The organism is Nonomuraea sp. NPDC049269 (assembly GCF_043197155.1).
GTDB lineage: Bacteria > Actinomycetota > Actinomycetes > Streptosporangiales > Streptosporangiaceae > Nonomuraea.
Genome location: NZ_JBICSO010000002.1, coordinates 304,496 through 320,746 on the forward strand (window position 1 = coordinate 304,496; position 16,251 = coordinate 320,746).

Below are 16,251 nucleotides of genomic sequence, written 5' to 3' on the forward strand. Positions count from 1 at the left end.
CGGGCTTGGTCAGGCCACGGGGTGGGGCGCGACGGGGGACTGAGCGGCCATCAGGTGGTCGATGAGCGCGAGCAGTACGTCGCGGCCCGCCGTTCGGTCGCGGGCGTCACAGAGCACCAGCGGCACCTGCGGATCGAGGTCGAGTGCCTTGCGGATCTCCTCCTGCGTCCGGTCCTTGACGCCGTGGAAGCAGTTCACGCCGACGACGAAGGGGATCCGGCGGCTCTCGAAGAAGTCGATCGACGCGAAGCTCACGTCCAGCCGGCGGGTGTCGACCAGGACGATGGCTCCCATCGCTCCGTTGACCAGGTCGTTCCACATGAACCAGAAGCGTTCCTGCCCGGGGGTGCCGAACAGGTAGAGCACGAGCTGGCTGTTGAGGGTGATGCGCCCGAAGTCCAGAGCGACGGTCGTGGTGGACTTGCCGCTCAGCCCTTCCAGATCGTCCACGCCGACGCTGGCATGGGTCAGGTACTCCTCGGTACGCAGAGGAGCGACTTCGCTCACCGCGCCGACCAGGGTCGTCTTCCCGACGCCGAAGCCGCCGGCGATGAGGATCTTCACCGCCAGGGGAGCACCGTCCCCGTGGTCAGAGGTTGCGTAGCCCATCCCTCACCGCCTCAAGGATCGCCATACCGGGAAGGCCGCCCGCCTTGGCGAAGGCCAGGGGTGGCCGGGCCCGCAGTTGACCGGCCTCGATCAGATCGCCGATGAGGATCTTGGTCACCGACACCGGGAGGTTCAGCGCGGAGGCGACCTCGGCCACCGCCAGCGGCCGCGTGCACAGAGCGAGGATGGCGCGGTGCTCCGGCTGCGGTCTCCGGCGGCTGTGTCCGGTCTCCGAAGAGGACTCGGGGATCGCCGTCAGCAGGGTGATCAGCGTGAGGTCGTCCCGTTCGGAGATGGTTCGCCCGCCGGTGATCGTATAGGGGCGGACAAGGGACTCGTCGGCGCCGGCGTCGTCGAATCCCTCCGTCCAGTGTTTCATCCGTGTCTCCCCGCGTCGTCGGTCCGCGGGTTACGCGCGTCAGTCCCCAGCCTCTGGCCCACCTGCTGGACCAGGGTGTGCATCGCGACGGCCATCAGTTCGGCGTCGACCTCCTGGGACGCGACCACGGCCAGATGGGTGCCGCGGCCCGCGGACGTGATGAACAGCCACAGATCGGCCATCTCGATGATGACCTGGTGAACCGGTCCGCCGTTGAAGAGTTGCCCGACGCCGCGAGCCAGGCTCTGCTGGCCCGTGGCGATCGCGGCGAGGCGTTCGGCGTCCGCGCGTTCGATGGTCTTGGACCGGCTGATCACCAGGCCGTCGTCGGACAGCACGATGGCGTGCCGGGTGCCCGCGACCTGATCGACCAGGCCGTCCAGGAGCCAGTCCAGGTCTGTGTCGGTGGCGGTGGTTCGCTGCGTCATCCTCGATCTTCCGTCCTAGGGGAACCGGGTTCGGGCGATTCGTCCTGCCGGGGCTGGAAGGCGTCGTCACCGGTCCGGCTCCTGCGGGACTGCCTCTGGAACGCACCGATTGTGGCACTGGATCGCGTGGGCTGGTCACGTACGGCCCAGCTCTCCTGGTCGGTCTGTTCGTCCCTGTCCGCCGGGACCTTGAGCTCGGTGACCAGGCTCGCCTGGCGTACCCGCTGAGGCAGCGGGTCGAGGGGCGCGTCGCCCCGATCCGGTGATCCGGCGGCGGGTGCTGTCACATGTGCCATCGCGCGTCCCCTGGAGCGAGTCGGCAACTGTGCCTCTTCCTCGGGTGGGGTGCTTTCCGGCCTGGTGGGGGCCTCCTCGGGGACCGCGGCCGGCTTGGGTACCACCCGGGGGCGGCCCACCACCAGCGACGTCGGCAGCAGCACGATGACACGGGTGCCGCCGAAGGCCGACGTCCGCAGCGTCACCTGGAGTCCTAGGCTCGCGGCGAGCCGGGCGACCACGTACAGGCCGAGCCGCACATCGTCGGCGTGGGTCATCACATCGAGCTGCGGCGGCGACTGCATCAGGGCGTTGGCGGCCACGTACTGCTCGGGTTCCATGCCCAGGCCGCGGTCCTCGATCTCCACGGCGATGCCCCGGCTGACCGGTGCGGCCCGCACCTCGACGGGGGTCGGCGGCTTGGAGAAGGCGGTGGCGTTCTCCATCAGCTCCGCCAGGACGTGGACCAGCGGTCCCACCGCGCGCTCGGCTATCCAGGGCTCGCCCCCGACCTCGATCAGGATCCGTCGGTAGTCCTGGACCTCGCCTTGCGCGGCGCGCAGTACGTCGAGCAGGCGTACCGGCTTGCGCCAGCGGCGCTGTGGCTGGCCGCCGCCGAGGATCACCAGGTTCTCCTCGTAGCGGCGCAGCCGGGCGGTGAGGTGGTCCAGGTCGAACAGGCCCTCCAGCACCTCGGGGTCCTCGTGCTTGCGCTCCATCTCGTCGAGCTTCTTCAGTTGAAGACCGATGAGGATCTGGGTACGGCGGGCGATGCGCTGGAGCATGCGCTGGAAGCCACGGTGCTGTTCGGCCTGCCGTACGGCAGTGAGCACCGCGCTGCGGCTGGCCAGATTGAGGGCCTGCCCGAGCTCGCCGAGCTCGTCGGGAGTGGGCTCGACCATGTGTACTTCCGCGTCCACGTCGACGTCCTCGCCGCGCTCCAACCGGGCGACCACGTCGGGCAGCCGCTCCTGGAGTTCCTGGGCCTCCTCGCGCAGGTGGAGGATGCGCCGGCGAAGGATGGCGGTCAGGCGCCAACTGGTGACGATGACCAGGATCAGGGCGAGCAGGCCCACGCTGCTGACGCTCATGAAGACCGCGAAGAGCGTCCTGGCGTGGGCGTAGCCGATCTGGCTGACGTTCTCGAGCCGGAGGCTGAGGACCTGCAGCAGTTGCGGGGAGATCGTGTCCACCGAGGAGCGCCACGCGCCGCTGACCTCGCGCAGTGACACCTGGCCGTTCTCGCCGCCGGTCCCGGAGGTGACCAGCCGCTCCTCCAGAGCGGTCATGGCCTGCCACGCCTTGCTGGCCGTCAGCGTTCCGTACTGGCTCTCGTTCGCCAGGAGGCTGGGGGCCACCCGGGACCGCAGGAGGTGCTCCTTGGTGCCGATGGCGTCGGCGACCAGGTCCCACTCGTCCTTCGTCAGATGCCCGGTGTCCCAGCCGCGGGCCAGAACGGCGTCTTCGCGGCCGAGCATGTCGATGACCCAGAAGAGGTCGACCAGCGTCTGCGCCTTGGTGCCCACCTCGCCGTGCTCGGTGTGGCTGAGGGCGGTCAATACGCTGAGGTCGGACTCGATGACGCCGGTGTAATAGTCGTACGCCTTCTGCTCACTGGACGAACCGCCGTCCACCCCTCGGCGCTGCTGGTCGAGGAGGCCGAGGCCGCGCACGGTCCGGATGACGGCCTCGGAGAGCCCCTCCTGCCCGTTGGGGGCGGCCAGAGTCGCCAGCGGACGGAAGACGCTCACGGCCTTGTCGGTCACCGCGCGCTGCTTGGCGAGCTCGTCCCGGGCGGTGCCACGGGGGTCGGCCTGTGCCTCCGCGGTGAGTCGCCGCTCCTGGTCAAGGGTGAAGAACAGGTTGGCCGCGGGTCTGCCGACGGTGGTGGTGGCCAGATCCATCTGGGCCTTCTCCGACTGCCACTGACTGAACAGTTGGTACATGCCCGAAGCCAACAGCGGGGCGAACGTCACGCTCGGGATGAACACCACAATGATCAGCACTGTACGCAGGGTCAGCCGGCGGCCACCGGCCGGTCGACGCGGCCGGCCGCTGGTCGACTCCGATAACCCGTTCTCGTCGCCCACGGTCCGTGTTCTTCGCCGCCCGGCCCTGCCCAATCCAGCCACGTGCCGGACACTCCTCACCGGTCGCTGCGCCCATGCCTAAAATCGCCAAAGTAGGCGATTAGTGCCCGATGGTAGCGATACGGCAGTTGGGGCCGAAAGCCCCGCCTCACTGACGTGTTGGAGTTCAGTGCGCGTTGCCTGACTGGATGTCGAGCGCTGAGGTGCTGCCCGGCCAGACACCGCTGAGGTCGATCTGACGTACGCCGCCGGCCCATTGGCCCAGCGGGGTGTTCCATTCGAAGCGGTGGTGCTCGTCGGAGAACACGCCCTTGAAGGCGAGATCGAGAACCAGGTTGGTGGCATCGAGGGGAACTGCCCCGATGGTCGCACTGAGCCCGGCGGGAATCAGGGCGGTCCTGGTCACGGACTGGTCCGTGTCGTAGGTGAGCGTCGCGTTCACGACATAGGTACAGCCAGGGACGCTGTTCAGCAGCAGCTCAAAGGAGCCGAGGACGCCCGTCCACTTCTCGATCACTGTCTTGCCGTCGAACGAGGCGAAGGTATAGGCGATGGGCGCGGGACCTGGGGCCAGGGATTCGGGCGTCTCCGGCCAGAGGTGCCGGGAGACGCTCTTGTCGGCCGAGGCGGTCCTGAATGATCCCTGGCCTGACCCCTGCCCGAGCATGTCGTGGACCGCGCCCGCAGATCCGCTCAGGGAGAACGTCGTGTTCTCCGTCTGCGCCGCGATGTTCACGCCGCTCTTCGCCCAGATCACGCTCGTGACAACGCCGAAGCCCTGACTGATTCGGTGGTCGGTGCTCATGTTGTGCGTTTCGGCGGTCGCTGCCAACCATTCCAGCCGGCTGCTGAGCAAACTCAGGTCCAGGAACTCCTCCGAGGTCACCGCGAACTCCGAGAACATCGATCCGGACCGCTCCAGACTCCAGGAAACCGTGACCTCCGCATTCACCTTGGTCCCCGTGTCGGGGTCGATGACCGTCCCGTCGGCGCCGAGGTCGACCTCCTTACGAGACACGTGCTCAGACATGACCGACCACCGTTGTGAGATCGGCCGCGATGTGGTCGTCAGACCGGGGATGGCCACTCCGACCGGCGTGAACGCCCCGGTGCCCGGGTCCAGAACACCGACGGCGCCGGGGGCGATCGCCGGGTTCAGCGACCAGTTGCCCCAGTAGCCCTGCCGTTCTCTGCGGATGAGCTGAGCGAAGACGACATCCCATGTGACAGTCAATCTCCTGGCCTCCTCTTCCGGGCGGATTTCGTTCCGCTCCATCTTCTGAATTCCCGGTAAGGGAAGCGAGGAGAATCGTGAGAAAGGGTTAAACTGTGGCTAGCGGGATGTATCGATAACTCCGTCAACGCAGATATGCCTGACTTGTAGTCGTTGGCGGGAGATGGATGCAAGTAATTATCCGGATTTATGGGTAAATATCCCCACCCAGGCATACCTGAAGATCGAAGCGCATTAGCAGCTCTGACCCGGGCTTGAACGAAGCCGGCTCGCAACTTGCGGGGGCCGCATCACAGGCCGGGCGGCCGTTCCATCGCCGCCGACATGACCGTCCTGCAACCCGGCCAGCCCGTGGAGGCGCGGCTCCAACGAGGAAATTACCGCGTCAGTACTTCCCCAAGGGCGCCGATCCGTCGGTCCACACGCGTGAGCAACTCGACGCGGTCGCCGCTGAACTGAACTCCAGTCCACTTGAGCGGGATGCCCCAGCCGAGCATTTGGCCATGCTGCCGAGGTGTCCACCAGCGATGCTGACCTGTGGGATCGGGGCGAATTCAAAGATCACTTCTCAGATTCGCAAGGGTCTGATCGTCAAGTGGTGCTGCGGTACGTCCACATTTCGGCCATCTGCCCATCCGCCATCCGAACCAGCCAGATCATGCCGGTCCCTGGCGTGCTGAGGTCCTGTCCTTGGCGAACGCTGCCAATGGCTGCGACCCGATCAGCGTCAGCAAGGATGCGTTCGATGTGGAAGTGGAGATCTGGTTGCGCCGCTTTGATCTGCTTGATCGCGCGTTCCACGTCTGCTGGGCCGGCCACCTCGGGGTGGGCGTGGTCGACCCAGTCTTGGCTGAGGATGGCTGAGGCGGCGGAGACATCGCCGGTGTTCCACATGTCGAAATAGCGTTCCACCAGCTGCTTGGATGCGGTGGCGACAGTCTCGTTCATCCCCGTTGTGCTCCCATCCGGCCGCTGCTGTGATGTCGAGCCCACCTTACGGCGGACATGTCCGTGGTGATCGTCTGGTGGCCGACTGAGCTGTCCGCCAGAGTGCAGGGCGCTGCTCGTGGTGCCCTGGGCTGGGTGGCCCTGACCTCGTCGGCAGGAGGAGGCAGCGCCTACTGGTCAGTCCGGTCGATTAGATGGTCATGCGCAGGTCGGTGGCGGTCAACAGCGACGAAAGGCCGATGCCTTCAGCGGCCAGCGCTGCCGCACCTCCCTGTTCTCGGTCGATGACGCACAATGCCTCGCTGATCTGGGCCCCTGAACTCCGCAGCTCGGTGGTGGACAGGACGATCTGGCCGCCGCTGGTGACGACGTCCTCGACTACCAGAACCCGCCGTCCCGCCACATCGGCGCCTTCGGCCAGGCGGCAGGTCCCGTACGTCTTGGCCTGCTTACGGACGAACGCACATGGCAGGCCGGTATGCCGACCCAGGGCGGTGACCACCGGAATCCCACCCATCTCAAGCCCTGCCAACACCTCGATCTCCCCCGGGATCAGGGGAGTCATCGCCCGAGCGATGTCATCTAGCAGAACGGGGTCGCCCTCGAACTTGTACTTGTCGAAGTACTCGGTGGCGGTGCGTCCTGAGCGGAGCACGAAATGGCCAGTGAGGTGGGCGGCGGAATGAATCCTGCGAACTAGGTCAGAGCGCGTCACAGGCACCCAGTCTCCCAGACAGCCGCGATCTCCCCGCAGAACAGACAGCCGACCAGTCATGAGAACTTACCCATGGCCCCGAGCACGGCGGATGGAAACGTGCTCGGGGCCACCCACTCCATCACCGCGCGGTGTGACCGCCGGGGAACTCTGGTCTTCACGGGATGAGGGCCTTTTACCTGCGGAGGATCGGGGATTTGAACCCCGGATGGTGTTGCCACCAAACCGCATTACAGGCGCTCGGGACGCCTCGGCGGTGGGATCATTCAGCCTCGACCACGAGCTTCTTGGGAGGGGCGGTGATGTGCACAGGCGTTCCCCAGCCCTTGTAGAGGACGTTCATCCTCACGGTGTCAGCTCTCTGCTCCGCGCCATAGGGCTCGTACACGATCTCGGCTTGGAAACGCCTGGGCAGGTTATCCGGGCCCAGCCAGAGCTTCCACGTGATGCGGCCTCCGTCCCAATCTCTTTTTCGCTCGCTGTAGTAGATGCCGGCCTGGCGCGAGCCAATGGAACCGACCTCCACCGTGCCGTCGTAGCGGGAGGTGCGGACGCCGTCGTAACGGTCCTTGGTGGGTACCTTCTTGGCGCTAGCGGAGATCAGTTGCAGGAACGTCGGGTTCAGAGCGTCCACCAGGTTTTGTGACCAGAGAAAACTATCCCTGTCTCGCCAGTGGCTCCATTTCTTACCCTTGGGCAGGTCGTCCCAGCCGCTTTGGACGTAGCTATCGCGACCGATGCTGACCACGCGGCTGCGCAGCGGGTCTGAGTCGCCCACGGTGAAAGCCTGCGTGACATCGCTGGCGTAGACACCCGTCTTTGCGGCGAAGCGGTGCTTGCCATGAGCAACCGTCGGGCTGGCGTCCGAGGTCAAGCCTCGGCGGGTGTTCTGAGAGAACAGCACACTGCTCTTCTTTGCGAACTCGCCCTTGAGCGCGGATATCGCCTGAGCTGGTGAACCGCTGGTCTGTGCGTGTGCCACGCCTGCCAGAGGTGACGTGAGCAGCAGGGCCAGGACGCCTAGCAGCGCGCATAAGCTTCTCATGGGATCATCTTCGTCGACTGCTGATCTCGACCTTGTCACCGGGGGATTGCAGGCGCGACACCTGTCTAGGTCTCTCGCCAAATAGCCGCCTCCGCCGTTTGGGCAAGCCCGACCTCTTCGATCAGGACAACGCAATGCTTATAGCGATCATGTTCGTGGGCGGAGATCTGAGGGGTGCGCAGGCTCATCGCCTCAGGGTCGAAGCGGGGGCGTAGCGGATGAGACTGTTCAGGACTCGTAAGTCTTCGTGCCGGTGCCGGCCGCAGTGACCTGCTCTCGTGACGGAGATGAACGGTTATGCCATGCCGTGCTTAGCGGACGAGCACGGTACCCCGTTTATCTCCTTCAGCGACCTGTCAGCCTGGTGCGGCGAGTGTGGCGCGATCTACCCGGGCAACTTCATCATCGAACCAGATACGCCACCACCGTTCGAGTGATGGTCATGCTGGACGGACAGTGGTACCTCGGCTACCCAGGTTCGGATGGACCTCGATGACAGATCACACCTTGTAGAGCCAGGGGAGATGTACGGCCCTCACGTCGCGCTTGCTCGATGGGCGCGCGGTTTGAGGAATAAGGCCCTGGACCGTCCATCGCCTCAGACTTTTGGGCGGTTTCCGAGAGAGCGCGTTCTTGCTATCCGAGACGTTCCACCAAAACAAGGGTGAGCGATATTCACCGTCGTCGCGCTCGCAATGCTGCTCGTTCCGGGACCCGCTGTCGTCCACTCCGCCGCCCTGGACGGCGGCCGGTGCTGCTCGCACCGCGCCGGCCGCCGTCTCGACATTGCTCCAGACCTGAGCCAGGGCCTCCGTGTGGTGGCCGCCTTTGTGGAGACGGCGACTCTCGACAGGAAGGTGATGTTGGCAGGAGGCGCGTGTCAGGCGCGTGTCCACCGCTGGTTGGTGCCGCCGGAGCAGTCCCAGATCTGCAGTCGGGTGCCGTTGGCCGAGCTGGCACCGGTCGCGTCGAGGCACTTGTTGGCCTGGGGATTGACTATCTGGCCGGTGCCGGAGTTGTAGGTCCATCCTTGGGCGCCGCTGCCATTGCAGTCGTAGAGCTGCACCTGTGCGCCGTTGGCCGTGGAGCCGCCACTGACGTCCATGCACTTGCCGAGCGCGCGCACCGAGCCGTCGCTGTTCCACGTCCAGCTCTGGGCGGCGGTGGAGTTGCAGTCGTAGAGCTGGATTGCGGTGCCGTTGGCGGTGCCGGCACTCGCCACGTCGACGCACTTGCCGCCGAGGCCGGTGATCTGGCCACCGGAGCCGCCGGTGGGCGGGGCATAAACGCGGACGTAGTCGACGGTCAGGGTCTGCGGGAAGGTAGTGGAGCCGTCAGGGTAGCCGGGCCAGTACCCGCCGACCGCCACGTTCATGATCATGAAGAACGGATGGTCGAAGACCCAGCGGTTGCCGCTGAGACTGGCCGGCGTCCGGCGCTGGTATTCGACGCCGTCGACGTACCAGATGATCAGGTTCGGGGACCAGTCGACGGCGAAGGTGTGGAACGCGTCGGCGAACGTGCCGGCGATCGAGTACGGGGCGCCGATGCCTGCGGAGCCGGAATAGCCGGGGCCGTGGATGGTGCCGTGAACGGTGCTGGGTTCGCGGCCGATGTTCTCCATGATGTCGACCTCGCCACTGTTGGGCCAGCCGACCGACCCGATGTCGTTGCCGAGCATCCAGAAGGCGGGCCAGATGCCCTGGCCACGGGGCAGTTTCATGCGCGCCTCGAACCGCCCGTAGGCCCGGGTGAAGGTGGCGGAGGTGAGCAGGCGGGCGGAGGTGTACTGGCAGGTGCCGTAGTGGCACTGGTAGTTGGACGGGTTCTCCCGGCGGGCGGTGATCGCCAGGTTGCCGGCGCCGTCCATGGCGGCGTTACGGGTGCTGTTGGTGTAGTACTGCTGCTCGTTGTTGCCCCAGCCGCTGCCGCCGATGTCGAAGCGCCACTTCGACTGGTCGACGGCGCTGCCGGCGGATCCGTTGAACTCATCGGACCAGACCAGCGGACCGGGGGCGGGAGCGGCGTTGGCGGTGCCGGTCATCGGGACGAGCATTCCGATGACGGTGGCGAGAGCGGCACCAATGGCGAGCAACGTTCTGGAACGGGGGGTGCGGTCCATACGAGTTACCTCACCGGATTCACGGATGTGACTTTACCGAAACCTTCCTGCAATATCAGGTATGGTGTCAAGAGAGCGCTCTCTAGAATTGAGTGTGACGATATAGGGCAGCGATTACTGCGGCGCAGGGCGTCGGGTCTCGGTCGCTTGAGGGGCCTTCGTGTTCGGCCACACCAGCGGCATAGGGTCGTCTCCACCGGCAGGGAGATCACCACTCCGGTGCACCGGGCGCACCGGGCGCACGTGCGGAGCTGGCCCTGGAGGGCGAGGTCCTGGAGAGTGAACGGTGGCGGGAGGTGCTCCAACCATACGCAAGGGCACTCTCCTGAAACCGGCTCTCACACGTGATCACTGCAGCTCCAGCCCGTCTCGGAGCAGCCGCATTGGTCGTCTCAAGGGGTCCCAATCCATGGTGACGAGTCCGCCATAACGCTTTGCCAGCCTGCGGCGTAGGCCTTGGCTGAACGCGTTCGTTTCGACGACGATCCGGTTGAGTTCGGGTTCGATGTACATCCCCAAGACCTCGGGTTCGTCGATCGGCCTGCCGTGTTCCCTGTCCTCCGTCAACGTGGTCAGCGCCGCTTGGCTGTTCCGCACCAGTCGAGCCTGGGGCACGATCCGGTACGGAATGGGTTTCCCGTATGACCGGTCCACTCCTGAAATCGGCGGCGAAGCCAGCTCTTGTCCTCGGGGCGTGACGTAAGGGGCGATGAGCCGGTATGGCGCGTACAGGAGGTAGGGCGGGGCGAGATCGTGCGGGTAGGTCTCGGCCCGCCGCTGAGCGGCTTGTACAGCCTGATAGAAAGGCCCGATGCTCACGGCGGACCGGGGCGCTGGCGACCTTAGTTTGTAGTACACCTCCACCGCGTCATCTGCCGCTGGTTGAACGATCACTCGCCATCCGCCCGGCAGGCACACAGGCACCGCCGTTACAGCGTAGACAGCGAACAGCGCCAAGATCGCCTTCAGCCGCATGCGGGAAGAGTCTAAGGCAGGATCCCGTCAGTGATCAGTTGCGACGCCTTCTGTGAGGGGGAGCCGACTCCCCGCTGTTCCTCCTCGCCTCCCGTCCCATCGGGCACGCAACGGGCACAGGGTTCTGTGGCGGTTGTCATGTACCAACGGAGTCCCTACAGGAGGCGGCCGCTTCTGGGACGGGACCGGTTATGCCAAGGTGAGCAGTGTGGATAGGCCGAGGGACGATCAAGACATAGTTGAGATCTTGGGGGCGGTTCAGGCCGGCGACATAGTTTCGGGGACGATCACGAAAGTGGGCCGTCCACACGGGGCTGCGGTGAGGCTCGACGGGCGCCTGGGTCTGGCATCGGCGGGCATCGGGCCTCTCGACGTCTCCTGGTGCCGACGGTTGGATGAGGTCATACAGGTCGGTCAGCGCGTCACCGCCGAAGTGATCGCTCTCGATCGGGAGCAGGAATGGATTGGCCTGTCCCTGGCCGCGACCGAGAATCCCGAACTCTATCTGGGCGGCCAGCCCTGCTGGTCAGCCGACAGGGGGGATGCCCACCTTGGCCGCGAACTCGGCGGTGAAGACGACCATGACATCGTCGGTACCCAGGTAGTAGACGTCGGTTGGCGGCCATTCCGCCGGTCTCCCGGCGGCCAACCACACGGCCTTCTCCCGCGAGCACAACCTGATCGCGTTCGGCGTCCGGAGGTAGCTCTCAGGGTCTTGGGACCAGGCGATGTCGACGCGGGTGAGCTTTCTGCTGACCAGGCTCGACCAGCGAGGGTGATCGGTCACGTCCACCGCCGCCGACCCTCCTGGCTCCCCGATCATCCGAAGGTGAGCGGTCATCGGCTCAGGGAAGACTTCAAGCCCGTAGTGGTCGAAGCTGCTGCCCCACACAGCCGAGAAACGAGCGCCATCGTCGGTGAACAGTTTCACCCCCATGGTGGGCTGGTGCCACGTCCCGACGTCCCACTCCTCGACGTCGCAACCGTCGTCCCCGCCCATCAAGGGGTAGTGGACGACCTTCCGGATACGCCTGCCTCGCAACATGGCAGCCGTACGTTCGTACTCCACCGCGGTCAGCAGCGACGACACCGGTACAGCATCACCCAATAGAGACAACCGGGGCTATCGCATTTCCGTAGTCCATGACTTCAGCCGACCGGCCACAGCACGTGCCGTTGCAACTACGACACCCACAAAGATCAAAAGGCCCTCTCCCCAGGGAACGGGGTGAGGGCCTCTCAACTGCGGAGGATCGGGGATTTGAACCCCGGATGGTGTTGCCACCAAACCGCATTAGCAGCTAGGGGCCCGGCCGTACCGTACCGTCTCATGTGGACCAACACAGTTGAGCGGTCGTGCTGGAACGGTTTGGATTGCGAGTGAACTGCAACCCAAACTGCAACCCAAACTGCAACCTGATTCGGCGTCGGTCCGGCTGTCGCTGACTACGCCCGACTAATTAGACACGAAGCGACGGACAGGTGTCGTCGGGGTCGTCCCGTTCGCCGACGCTTCGGAGGGACGCGGCCTGCAAGCCGCAGGAGGAACAGCATCCGGCGCACAGTGAATAGCAGACTTGCCACGGTCGGCACCCGCTAGGAGCGCGCCATGTCAGGCGACGCCCGCGATCCCGATCGCGCCTCCGGCGCCTGACCAGGTCCGAGGCAGGTGTCCGTGTCGATGGGGGTCATCGACTGTCGCCTCGAGCGAGATCGGGACGCGCGTTCGCGCCGCGCACCCGGCGCAGTAGCGGGTCACTGTCACCTGAGCAGCGCCTCGAGCTCGGGAAGTCGGCCGAACAGCTCGGGGAGGCCGCGCACTCCGTTGCGCACGGACTCGTGCGACAGCGCGAGGTCAGGGCCGGTGCTGGCCTCGACACCGGCGAGGCAGCGGAGGATGTTCCACCGCGTGTGCCCCAGCCAGCCGCTGATCATGAACACGAACCAGCTTGGACCCGACGGCGGCAGCGCTCCGCCTCCTGCGACGTAGCCGTCGAGGACCGAGCGGAAGATGGCGGGCTTGATGTCGTCGAAGCCGGGCCCCTTCGCGAGGCTCAGCGCTGTCGAGCCGAGCTCACTGGATAGGTTGAGCATCCCCGAGAGCTCCCAGTCGAGCACCACCGGCCGACCCTCTCGAGCGAGTAGATTCCACGGTTGGATGTCCTTGTGGGTCAGCACGACGGGGCCTGGTCGCTCGCAGGTGTCGACGAAGCGGGCAATTGCGAGGAGCGTCTCGACCTGGGAGGTGAGTTCGCCGGCCCACGGCTGCCCGGTCGCCGTCGCCCGCTCGGCGAGTTCGGGCCAGTCCCGTGATGTCGGGTCCTCGATCGAGACGTGGGTCCACGCGACGTCGAGCGCGTGGATGCGCGCCAGAATCTCACCGATCTCGAACGCGTACGCCGGCGACACGGGTGCTTCGGGCATCTTCTCGCCCTCGACCCACCGGTGGACGAGCGTGTGGTGGCTGGCCGAGATCGGCTCTGGCATTGGGATGCCGGCGGCGAAGGCCGCCCGCTCGAACCTGAACACGTCCTCGGCGCGGTAGGTCCAGCGGCGATCGAGGAGGTTCAACTCCTTCACCGCGAAGGACCCCTGGTCGGTGTCGAGTCGGTACATCCGGTTGGCGAACCCGCCGTGGACACGGGTCATCGGATCGATCGGCGCGCCGAGATGTGAAAGGTTCACCCCACGCAATCTAGGGCTGACAGTTCGTCGATGCACCCGCTTTACCCGGGATGCGTGCCGTGCATGACCCTGCCGGGGTCGTGCTGCTGGCCATGAGCCTGGCGCTGCCCGGAAGCCTGCACGAGCTTGAGGATGTCTACAAGGTCAGCTAGAGCCGTTTCCCGCACGTGACTGATCTTCAGCGGAGATCTCGAGGGTCCACGTTCAGTAGATCGAGGAGACAGAGATAGAGATGGCGCCCTGGTCGAAATGCCAGGTCAGAGTGGGTTTTTCAGCGATGGGGCCGATTGCGACCTGGGTGTGCAGGTAGGCGTGCACGCGCCGGTCGCGGGCGATGATCGCGACCCTGGCCACGACCTTGTCGGCGGTGGGGTAGTGACGGCCGCCCAGGCCTCGTTCCAGCCGGCGCCACTGGTCGATTGGTAGCTACTCAAGGGCCGAATAGGCTCGGACGCGTCACTCTACGCCGAGTACATCAGGGAGCCCCATAAGTGGTGATCATCGCTCAGGAGACGTCGTTCGACGAGGTCGAGATGTTTGAGCTCTACGACTCGGTCGGCTGGCACCCGTGGTCGCGCGACGTCGCCCGGGTATGCCGGAGCCTGGCCAACTCGCACCTGGTCATCACCGCCAGGGACGAGTCGGGCAAGCTGCTCGGCCTGGCGCGGACGGTGTCCGATGACGAGATCGTCTGCTACGTGCAGGAGTTGCTGGTCAACACCCAACACCACGGCAAGGGCATCGGTCGCCGACTGCTGGAGCACCTCAAAGACCGGTACGCGCATTGCCGCTACTTCGTCCTCACCACCGACCACGAATCCACCGCGGAAGGCCCCGCAAACCACGCCTTCTACCGCCGCCTCGACCTGATCGAGCACCACGAGCAGGGCCTGTCGGCCTTCGGCCTGCGGGTGCGCGACCTGCAGAGCCTCTAGACCCGCCGACTTTTGAGCCGGTCTGGCCTCAGTAGCGGCTCACCGGCCCGGCGTGCGCGAGCCGTATGCCGGGCCGAACACCACGAGCAGTGCCAGGTCCTCGGTCACCTCGTCGAACCGGTGCTCCTCGCCCGCAGGCACGAAGATTACCGAACCGGGGCCCACCTCGGTCGTACCGTCCGGCGTCACGATCTTGGCCCGCCCCGCCGTGACCACGTAGATCTCGTCCTCGGTGTGCGGACTCTGATTGTCGAGCCCGCCGGCCGGGATGCAGTACGTTCCCACCGACAGGGCCGGCACTCTCAGGTGCTCTACCCAGTCGTTGGCCGCGCCGTCGGCGAGCGGCGTCCACGCCCCCGCCCCTTCGATGATCTGCATGGCGGAAGCATAGCTACGGATAGCCAACTCTTACCGTTCCACTCCGGCTCAACCCCTTGTGCGGACGAGTGACCGTCGCGGCGCTCGTAGATGCTCCTTCGGCGGCTACCCCAACCGAGATCGAACCGCTGACCCGAGACGAGGCCCGGCATATCCTCGACGTGGCCAAGGTGAGAAGGAACGGCGCGTGTTGGTCGGTCGCTCTGTCGCTCGGCATCCGCCAGGGCGAGGCTCTCGGGCTGCGCTGGTCGTACATCAACCTGACCACGGGCGAGATCAGGGCATGGTTCCAGGTCCAGCGGTCCGAATGGCTGCACGGCTGCGCCGATCCACACGCCTGTGGAGAACGGTGGCACAAGAAGGCGTGCAAGAAGAACTGCAATGACCACAAGCACACCCGAGACTGCAAGGCGGACGGCAAGAAGCGCGCCCACACCTGCTACAGGCGTCCATGCGCCAAGGACTGCACCGGCCACGCGGACAGGTGCCCGAAGCGGGCCGGCGGCGGCCTGGTGTTCCGGAAGCGCACGGGCAAGAGCAAGCTCACCCCCCAATTCGTGACCGCTCAGGGGCTCGCGGAGGCCTGATGGCTCTGCGGCTACGTCAGTCTCAGATCGATGAAAGGGATGGTGTGGCCGGGTAGCACGTAACGCTCGATCTCGACGAAGCCGTGGGAAAGTGCGAACCGCAGTCCGTCCTGGTTGGATTCCAGGACTACGGTCTCGATGACCTTGCTACCCATCGCCCGGGCATGTTCCAACTCACGCTGGAAGAACTCCCCACCGATCCCCTGCCGACGGTGCTCGGGAAGCACCCGCACGATCACTGTGGCCGTTCCCGCATCGTCCATCGGAGGGCGTACGGTGGAGCAGCCGGCAAGCACGTCGCCGGCATACCCCAACTCCAAGTGAAACCGCTGCCGACGCTCCCGTACGTCCTCCAGCGACAGCGGATCGGTCGGGATGATCGCGTTGTGGACATGCCGCCACTCCTCAAGCGTTGCGTCATCTACCGCTTCAAAATGTAATCTGGACACGCCAGTCACCCAACGCCACCAGCCCAGAGACGTCAAACTGGCCTGTGTAGACGCGGCCACTTCCGAGCGAAGCGGACCGGCAGCCGCGCGTGGTCCTGCGCGGATGGGTAGGTGGAGCGCCCCACGTCTGAACGACCTTGACCCCTGTCTCTGGCCTGCTCGGCTTGTCCTGAGATGACGGTGACGGGTTCGTCCCAGAACCTGAGCGCCCTCGCCGGAGGCTCCTGTTCCGGTCGACACGAGACAAGGGCGATCAACCCACGTTCCTCGGTGAGCCGGGGTGAGGAACGAATTCTGGCTCACCGATCGCCCCTGACCACGGCGGGACATCGGCCACCCCGTGGCGATCGTAGGGCTGCATTGGGGCGGCGGCGCGGCCAGAGGCCGGCGGCTGGT

The 16,251-nt window shown here is 65.7% G+C and carries 18 protein-coding genes and 1 pseudogene; 4 read left to right on the plus strand and 15 right to left on the minus strand.

Annotated features, from left to right (window positions below):
- Positions 1-9 precede the first annotated feature (9 nt).
- From ACGFNP_RS10950 to ACGFNP_RS10985, 8 genes are all read right to left on the minus strand, one after another.
- Positions 10-609, minus strand: a complete 600-nt coding sequence (locus ACGFNP_RS10950) for an ATP/GTP-binding protein (protein WP_393317164.1) — start codon at positions 607-609, stop codon at positions 10-12.
- Positions 590-988: a DUF742 domain-containing protein gene (locus ACGFNP_RS10955; protein WP_358341079.1), complete on the minus strand. Its 399-nt coding sequence runs from the start codon at positions 986-988 to the stop codon at positions 590-592. Before ACGFNP_RS10955 ends, ACGFNP_RS10950 begins: the two co-directional genes overlap by 20 nt.
- Positions 985-1,416, minus strand: a complete 432-nt coding sequence (locus ACGFNP_RS10960) for a roadblock/LC7 domain-containing protein (protein WP_358341081.1) — start codon at positions 1,414-1,416, stop codon at positions 985-987. The genes ACGFNP_RS10955 and ACGFNP_RS10960 overlap by 4 nt, the downstream gene beginning before the upstream one ends.
- Positions 1,413-3,698 carry a nitrate- and nitrite sensing domain-containing protein gene (locus ACGFNP_RS10965; protein WP_393317168.1) on the minus strand — a complete coding sequence of 762 codons (2,286 nt, stop codon included), beginning with the start codon at positions 3,696-3,698 and terminating at the stop codon, positions 1,413-1,415. The genes ACGFNP_RS10960 and ACGFNP_RS10965 overlap by 4 nt, the downstream gene beginning before the upstream one ends.
- Positions 3,699-3,948: 250 nt before the next feature.
- On the minus strand, positions 3,949-5,016 hold the full coding sequence (locus ACGFNP_RS10970; protein WP_358341084.1) for a hypothetical protein: 1,068 nt from the start codon (positions 5,014-5,016) through the stop codon (positions 3,949-3,951).
- Positions 5,017-5,607: 591 nt separating this feature from the next.
- Complete coding sequence (locus ACGFNP_RS10975) at positions 5,608-5,964, minus strand: ester cyclase (protein WP_393317171.1); 357 nt, start codon at positions 5,962-5,964, stop codon at positions 5,608-5,610.
- Positions 5,965-6,154: 190 nt separating this feature from the next.
- Positions 6,155-6,739, minus strand: a complete 585-nt coding sequence (gene pyrE / locus ACGFNP_RS10980; RefSeq protein WP_393317174.1) for an orotate phosphoribosyltransferase — start codon at positions 6,737-6,739, stop codon at positions 6,155-6,157.
- A gap of 202 nt (positions 6,740-6,941) precedes the next feature.
- The gene (locus ACGFNP_RS10985) at positions 6,942-7,724 is read right to left on the minus strand and encodes a hypothetical protein (protein ID WP_393317177.1); all 783 of its coding nucleotides are present in this window, start codon (positions 7,722-7,724) and stop codon (positions 6,942-6,944) included.
- A gap of 278 nt (positions 7,725-8,002) precedes the next feature.
- On the opposite strand from ACGFNP_RS10985, the gene ACGFNP_RS10990 reads away from it, so the two are divergent.
- The gene (locus ACGFNP_RS10990) at positions 8,003-8,161 is read left to right on the plus strand and encodes a hypothetical protein (protein WP_393317180.1); all 159 of its coding nucleotides are present in this window, start codon (positions 8,003-8,005) and stop codon (positions 8,159-8,161) included.
- Positions 8,162-8,604: 443 nt separating this feature from the next.
- On the opposite strand, the gene ACGFNP_RS10995 is transcribed toward ACGFNP_RS10990, so the two are convergent.
- Positions 8,605-9,846 carry an RICIN domain-containing protein gene (locus ACGFNP_RS10995; protein WP_393317183.1) on the minus strand — a complete coding sequence of 414 codons (1,242 nt, stop codon included), beginning with the start codon at positions 9,844-9,846 and terminating at the stop codon, positions 8,605-8,607.
- A gap of 348 nt (positions 9,847-10,194) precedes the next feature.
- The gene (locus ACGFNP_RS11000) at positions 10,195-10,821 is read right to left on the minus strand and encodes a hypothetical protein (RefSeq protein ID WP_393317186.1); all 627 of its coding nucleotides are present in this window, start codon (positions 10,819-10,821) and stop codon (positions 10,195-10,197) included.
- 208 nt (positions 10,822-11,029) lie between these two features.
- On the opposite strand from ACGFNP_RS11000, the pseudogene ACGFNP_RS11005 reads away from it, so the two are divergent.
- Positions 11,030-11,284, plus strand: a pseudogene (locus ACGFNP_RS11005) (30S ribosomal protein S1); the annotation flags it as partial.
- A 63-nt stretch (positions 11,285-11,347) separates the two neighbouring features.
- Here ACGFNP_RS11005 and ACGFNP_RS11010 read toward each other — a convergent pair.
- The 3 genes from ACGFNP_RS11010 to ACGFNP_RS11020 all read right to left on the minus strand — a co-directional run bounded on the left by ACGFNP_RS11010 (position 11,348) and on the right by ACGFNP_RS11020 (position 13,860).
- Positions 11,348-11,911 (minus strand): hypothetical protein, encoded by a 564-nt coding sequence (locus ACGFNP_RS11010; RefSeq protein WP_393319702.1) that lies wholly within the window; start codon positions 11,909-11,911, stop codon positions 11,348-11,350.
- Positions 11,912-12,582: 671 nt separating this feature from the next.
- The gene (locus tag ACGFNP_RS11015) at positions 12,583-13,506 is read right to left on the minus strand and encodes a phosphotransferase family protein (RefSeq protein ID WP_393317189.1); all 924 of its coding nucleotides are present in this window, start codon (positions 13,504-13,506) and stop codon (positions 12,583-12,585) included.
- A gap of 204 nt (positions 13,507-13,710) precedes the next feature.
- Complete coding sequence (locus ACGFNP_RS11020; RefSeq protein WP_393317192.1) at positions 13,711-13,860, minus strand: hypothetical protein; 150 nt, start codon at positions 13,858-13,860, stop codon at positions 13,711-13,713.
- A gap of 137 nt (positions 13,861-13,997) precedes the next feature.
- Between ACGFNP_RS11020 and ACGFNP_RS11025 the strand changes: the two genes are divergently transcribed.
- Positions 13,998-14,441 carry a GNAT family N-acetyltransferase gene (locus tag ACGFNP_RS11025; protein WP_393317195.1) on the plus strand — a complete coding sequence of 148 codons (444 nt, stop codon included), beginning with the start codon at positions 13,998-14,000 and terminating at the stop codon, positions 14,439-14,441.
- 39 nt (positions 14,442-14,480) lie between these two features.
- Here the strand turns inward: ACGFNP_RS11025 and ACGFNP_RS11030 are convergent, their stop codons facing one another.
- Entirely contained in the window at positions 14,481-14,819 is a 339-nt protein-coding gene (locus ACGFNP_RS11030; protein ID WP_393317198.1) for a cupin domain-containing protein, read from the minus strand.
- A gap of 161 nt (positions 14,820-14,980) precedes the next feature.
- On the opposite strand from ACGFNP_RS11030, the gene ACGFNP_RS11035 reads away from it, so the two are divergent.
- Positions 14,981-15,406, plus strand: coding sequence for a hypothetical protein (locus ACGFNP_RS11035; protein ID WP_393317201.1), 426 nt, complete (start codon positions 14,981-14,983; stop codon positions 15,404-15,406).
- A gap of 11 nt (positions 15,407-15,417) precedes the next feature.
- Here ACGFNP_RS11035 and ACGFNP_RS11040 read toward each other — a convergent pair whose 3' ends face one another.
- Positions 15,418-15,855, minus strand: coding sequence for a GNAT family N-acetyltransferase (locus ACGFNP_RS11040; RefSeq protein ID WP_393317204.1), 438 nt, complete (start codon positions 15,853-15,855; stop codon positions 15,418-15,420).
- Positions 15,856-16,251: the final 396 nt, after the last annotated feature.

Excerpts from the sequence above, each read along its gene's own strand:
- pyrE (WP_393317174.1), bottom strand. The coding sequence starts at position 6,739 with ATGACTGGTCGGCTGTCTGTTCTGCGGGGAGATCGCGGCTGTCTGGGA.
- ACGFNP_RS10995 (WP_393317183.1), bottom strand. The coding sequence starts at position 9,846 with ATGGACCGCACCCCCCGTTCCAGAACGTTGCTCGCCATTGGTGCCGCT.
- ACGFNP_RS11030 (WP_393317198.1), bottom strand. The coding sequence starts at position 14,819 with ATGCAGATCATCGAAGGGGCGGGGGCGTGGACGCCGCTCGCCGACGGC.
- ACGFNP_RS10975 (WP_393317171.1), bottom strand. The coding sequence starts at position 5,964 with ATGAACGAGACTGTCGCCACCGCATCCAAGCAGCTGGTGGAACGCTAT.
- ACGFNP_RS10985 (WP_393317177.1), bottom strand. The coding sequence starts at position 7,724 with ATGAGAAGCTTATGCGCGCTGCTAGGCGTCCTGGCCCTGCTGCTCACG.
- ACGFNP_RS10960 (WP_358341081.1), bottom strand. The coding sequence starts at position 1,416 with ATGACGCAGCGAACCACCGCCACCGACACAGACCTGGACTGGCTCCTG.
- ACGFNP_RS10950 (WP_393317164.1), bottom strand. The coding sequence starts at position 609 with ATGGGCTACGCAACCTCTGACCACGGGGACGGTGCTCCCCTGGCGGTG.
- ACGFNP_RS10955 (WP_358341079.1), bottom strand. The coding sequence starts at position 988 with ATGAAACACTGGACGGAGGGATTCGACGACGCCGGCGCCGACGAGTCC.
- ACGFNP_RS11000 (WP_393317186.1), bottom strand. The coding sequence starts at position 10,821 with ATGCGGCTGAAGGCGATCTTGGCGCTGTTCGCTGTCTACGCTGTAACG.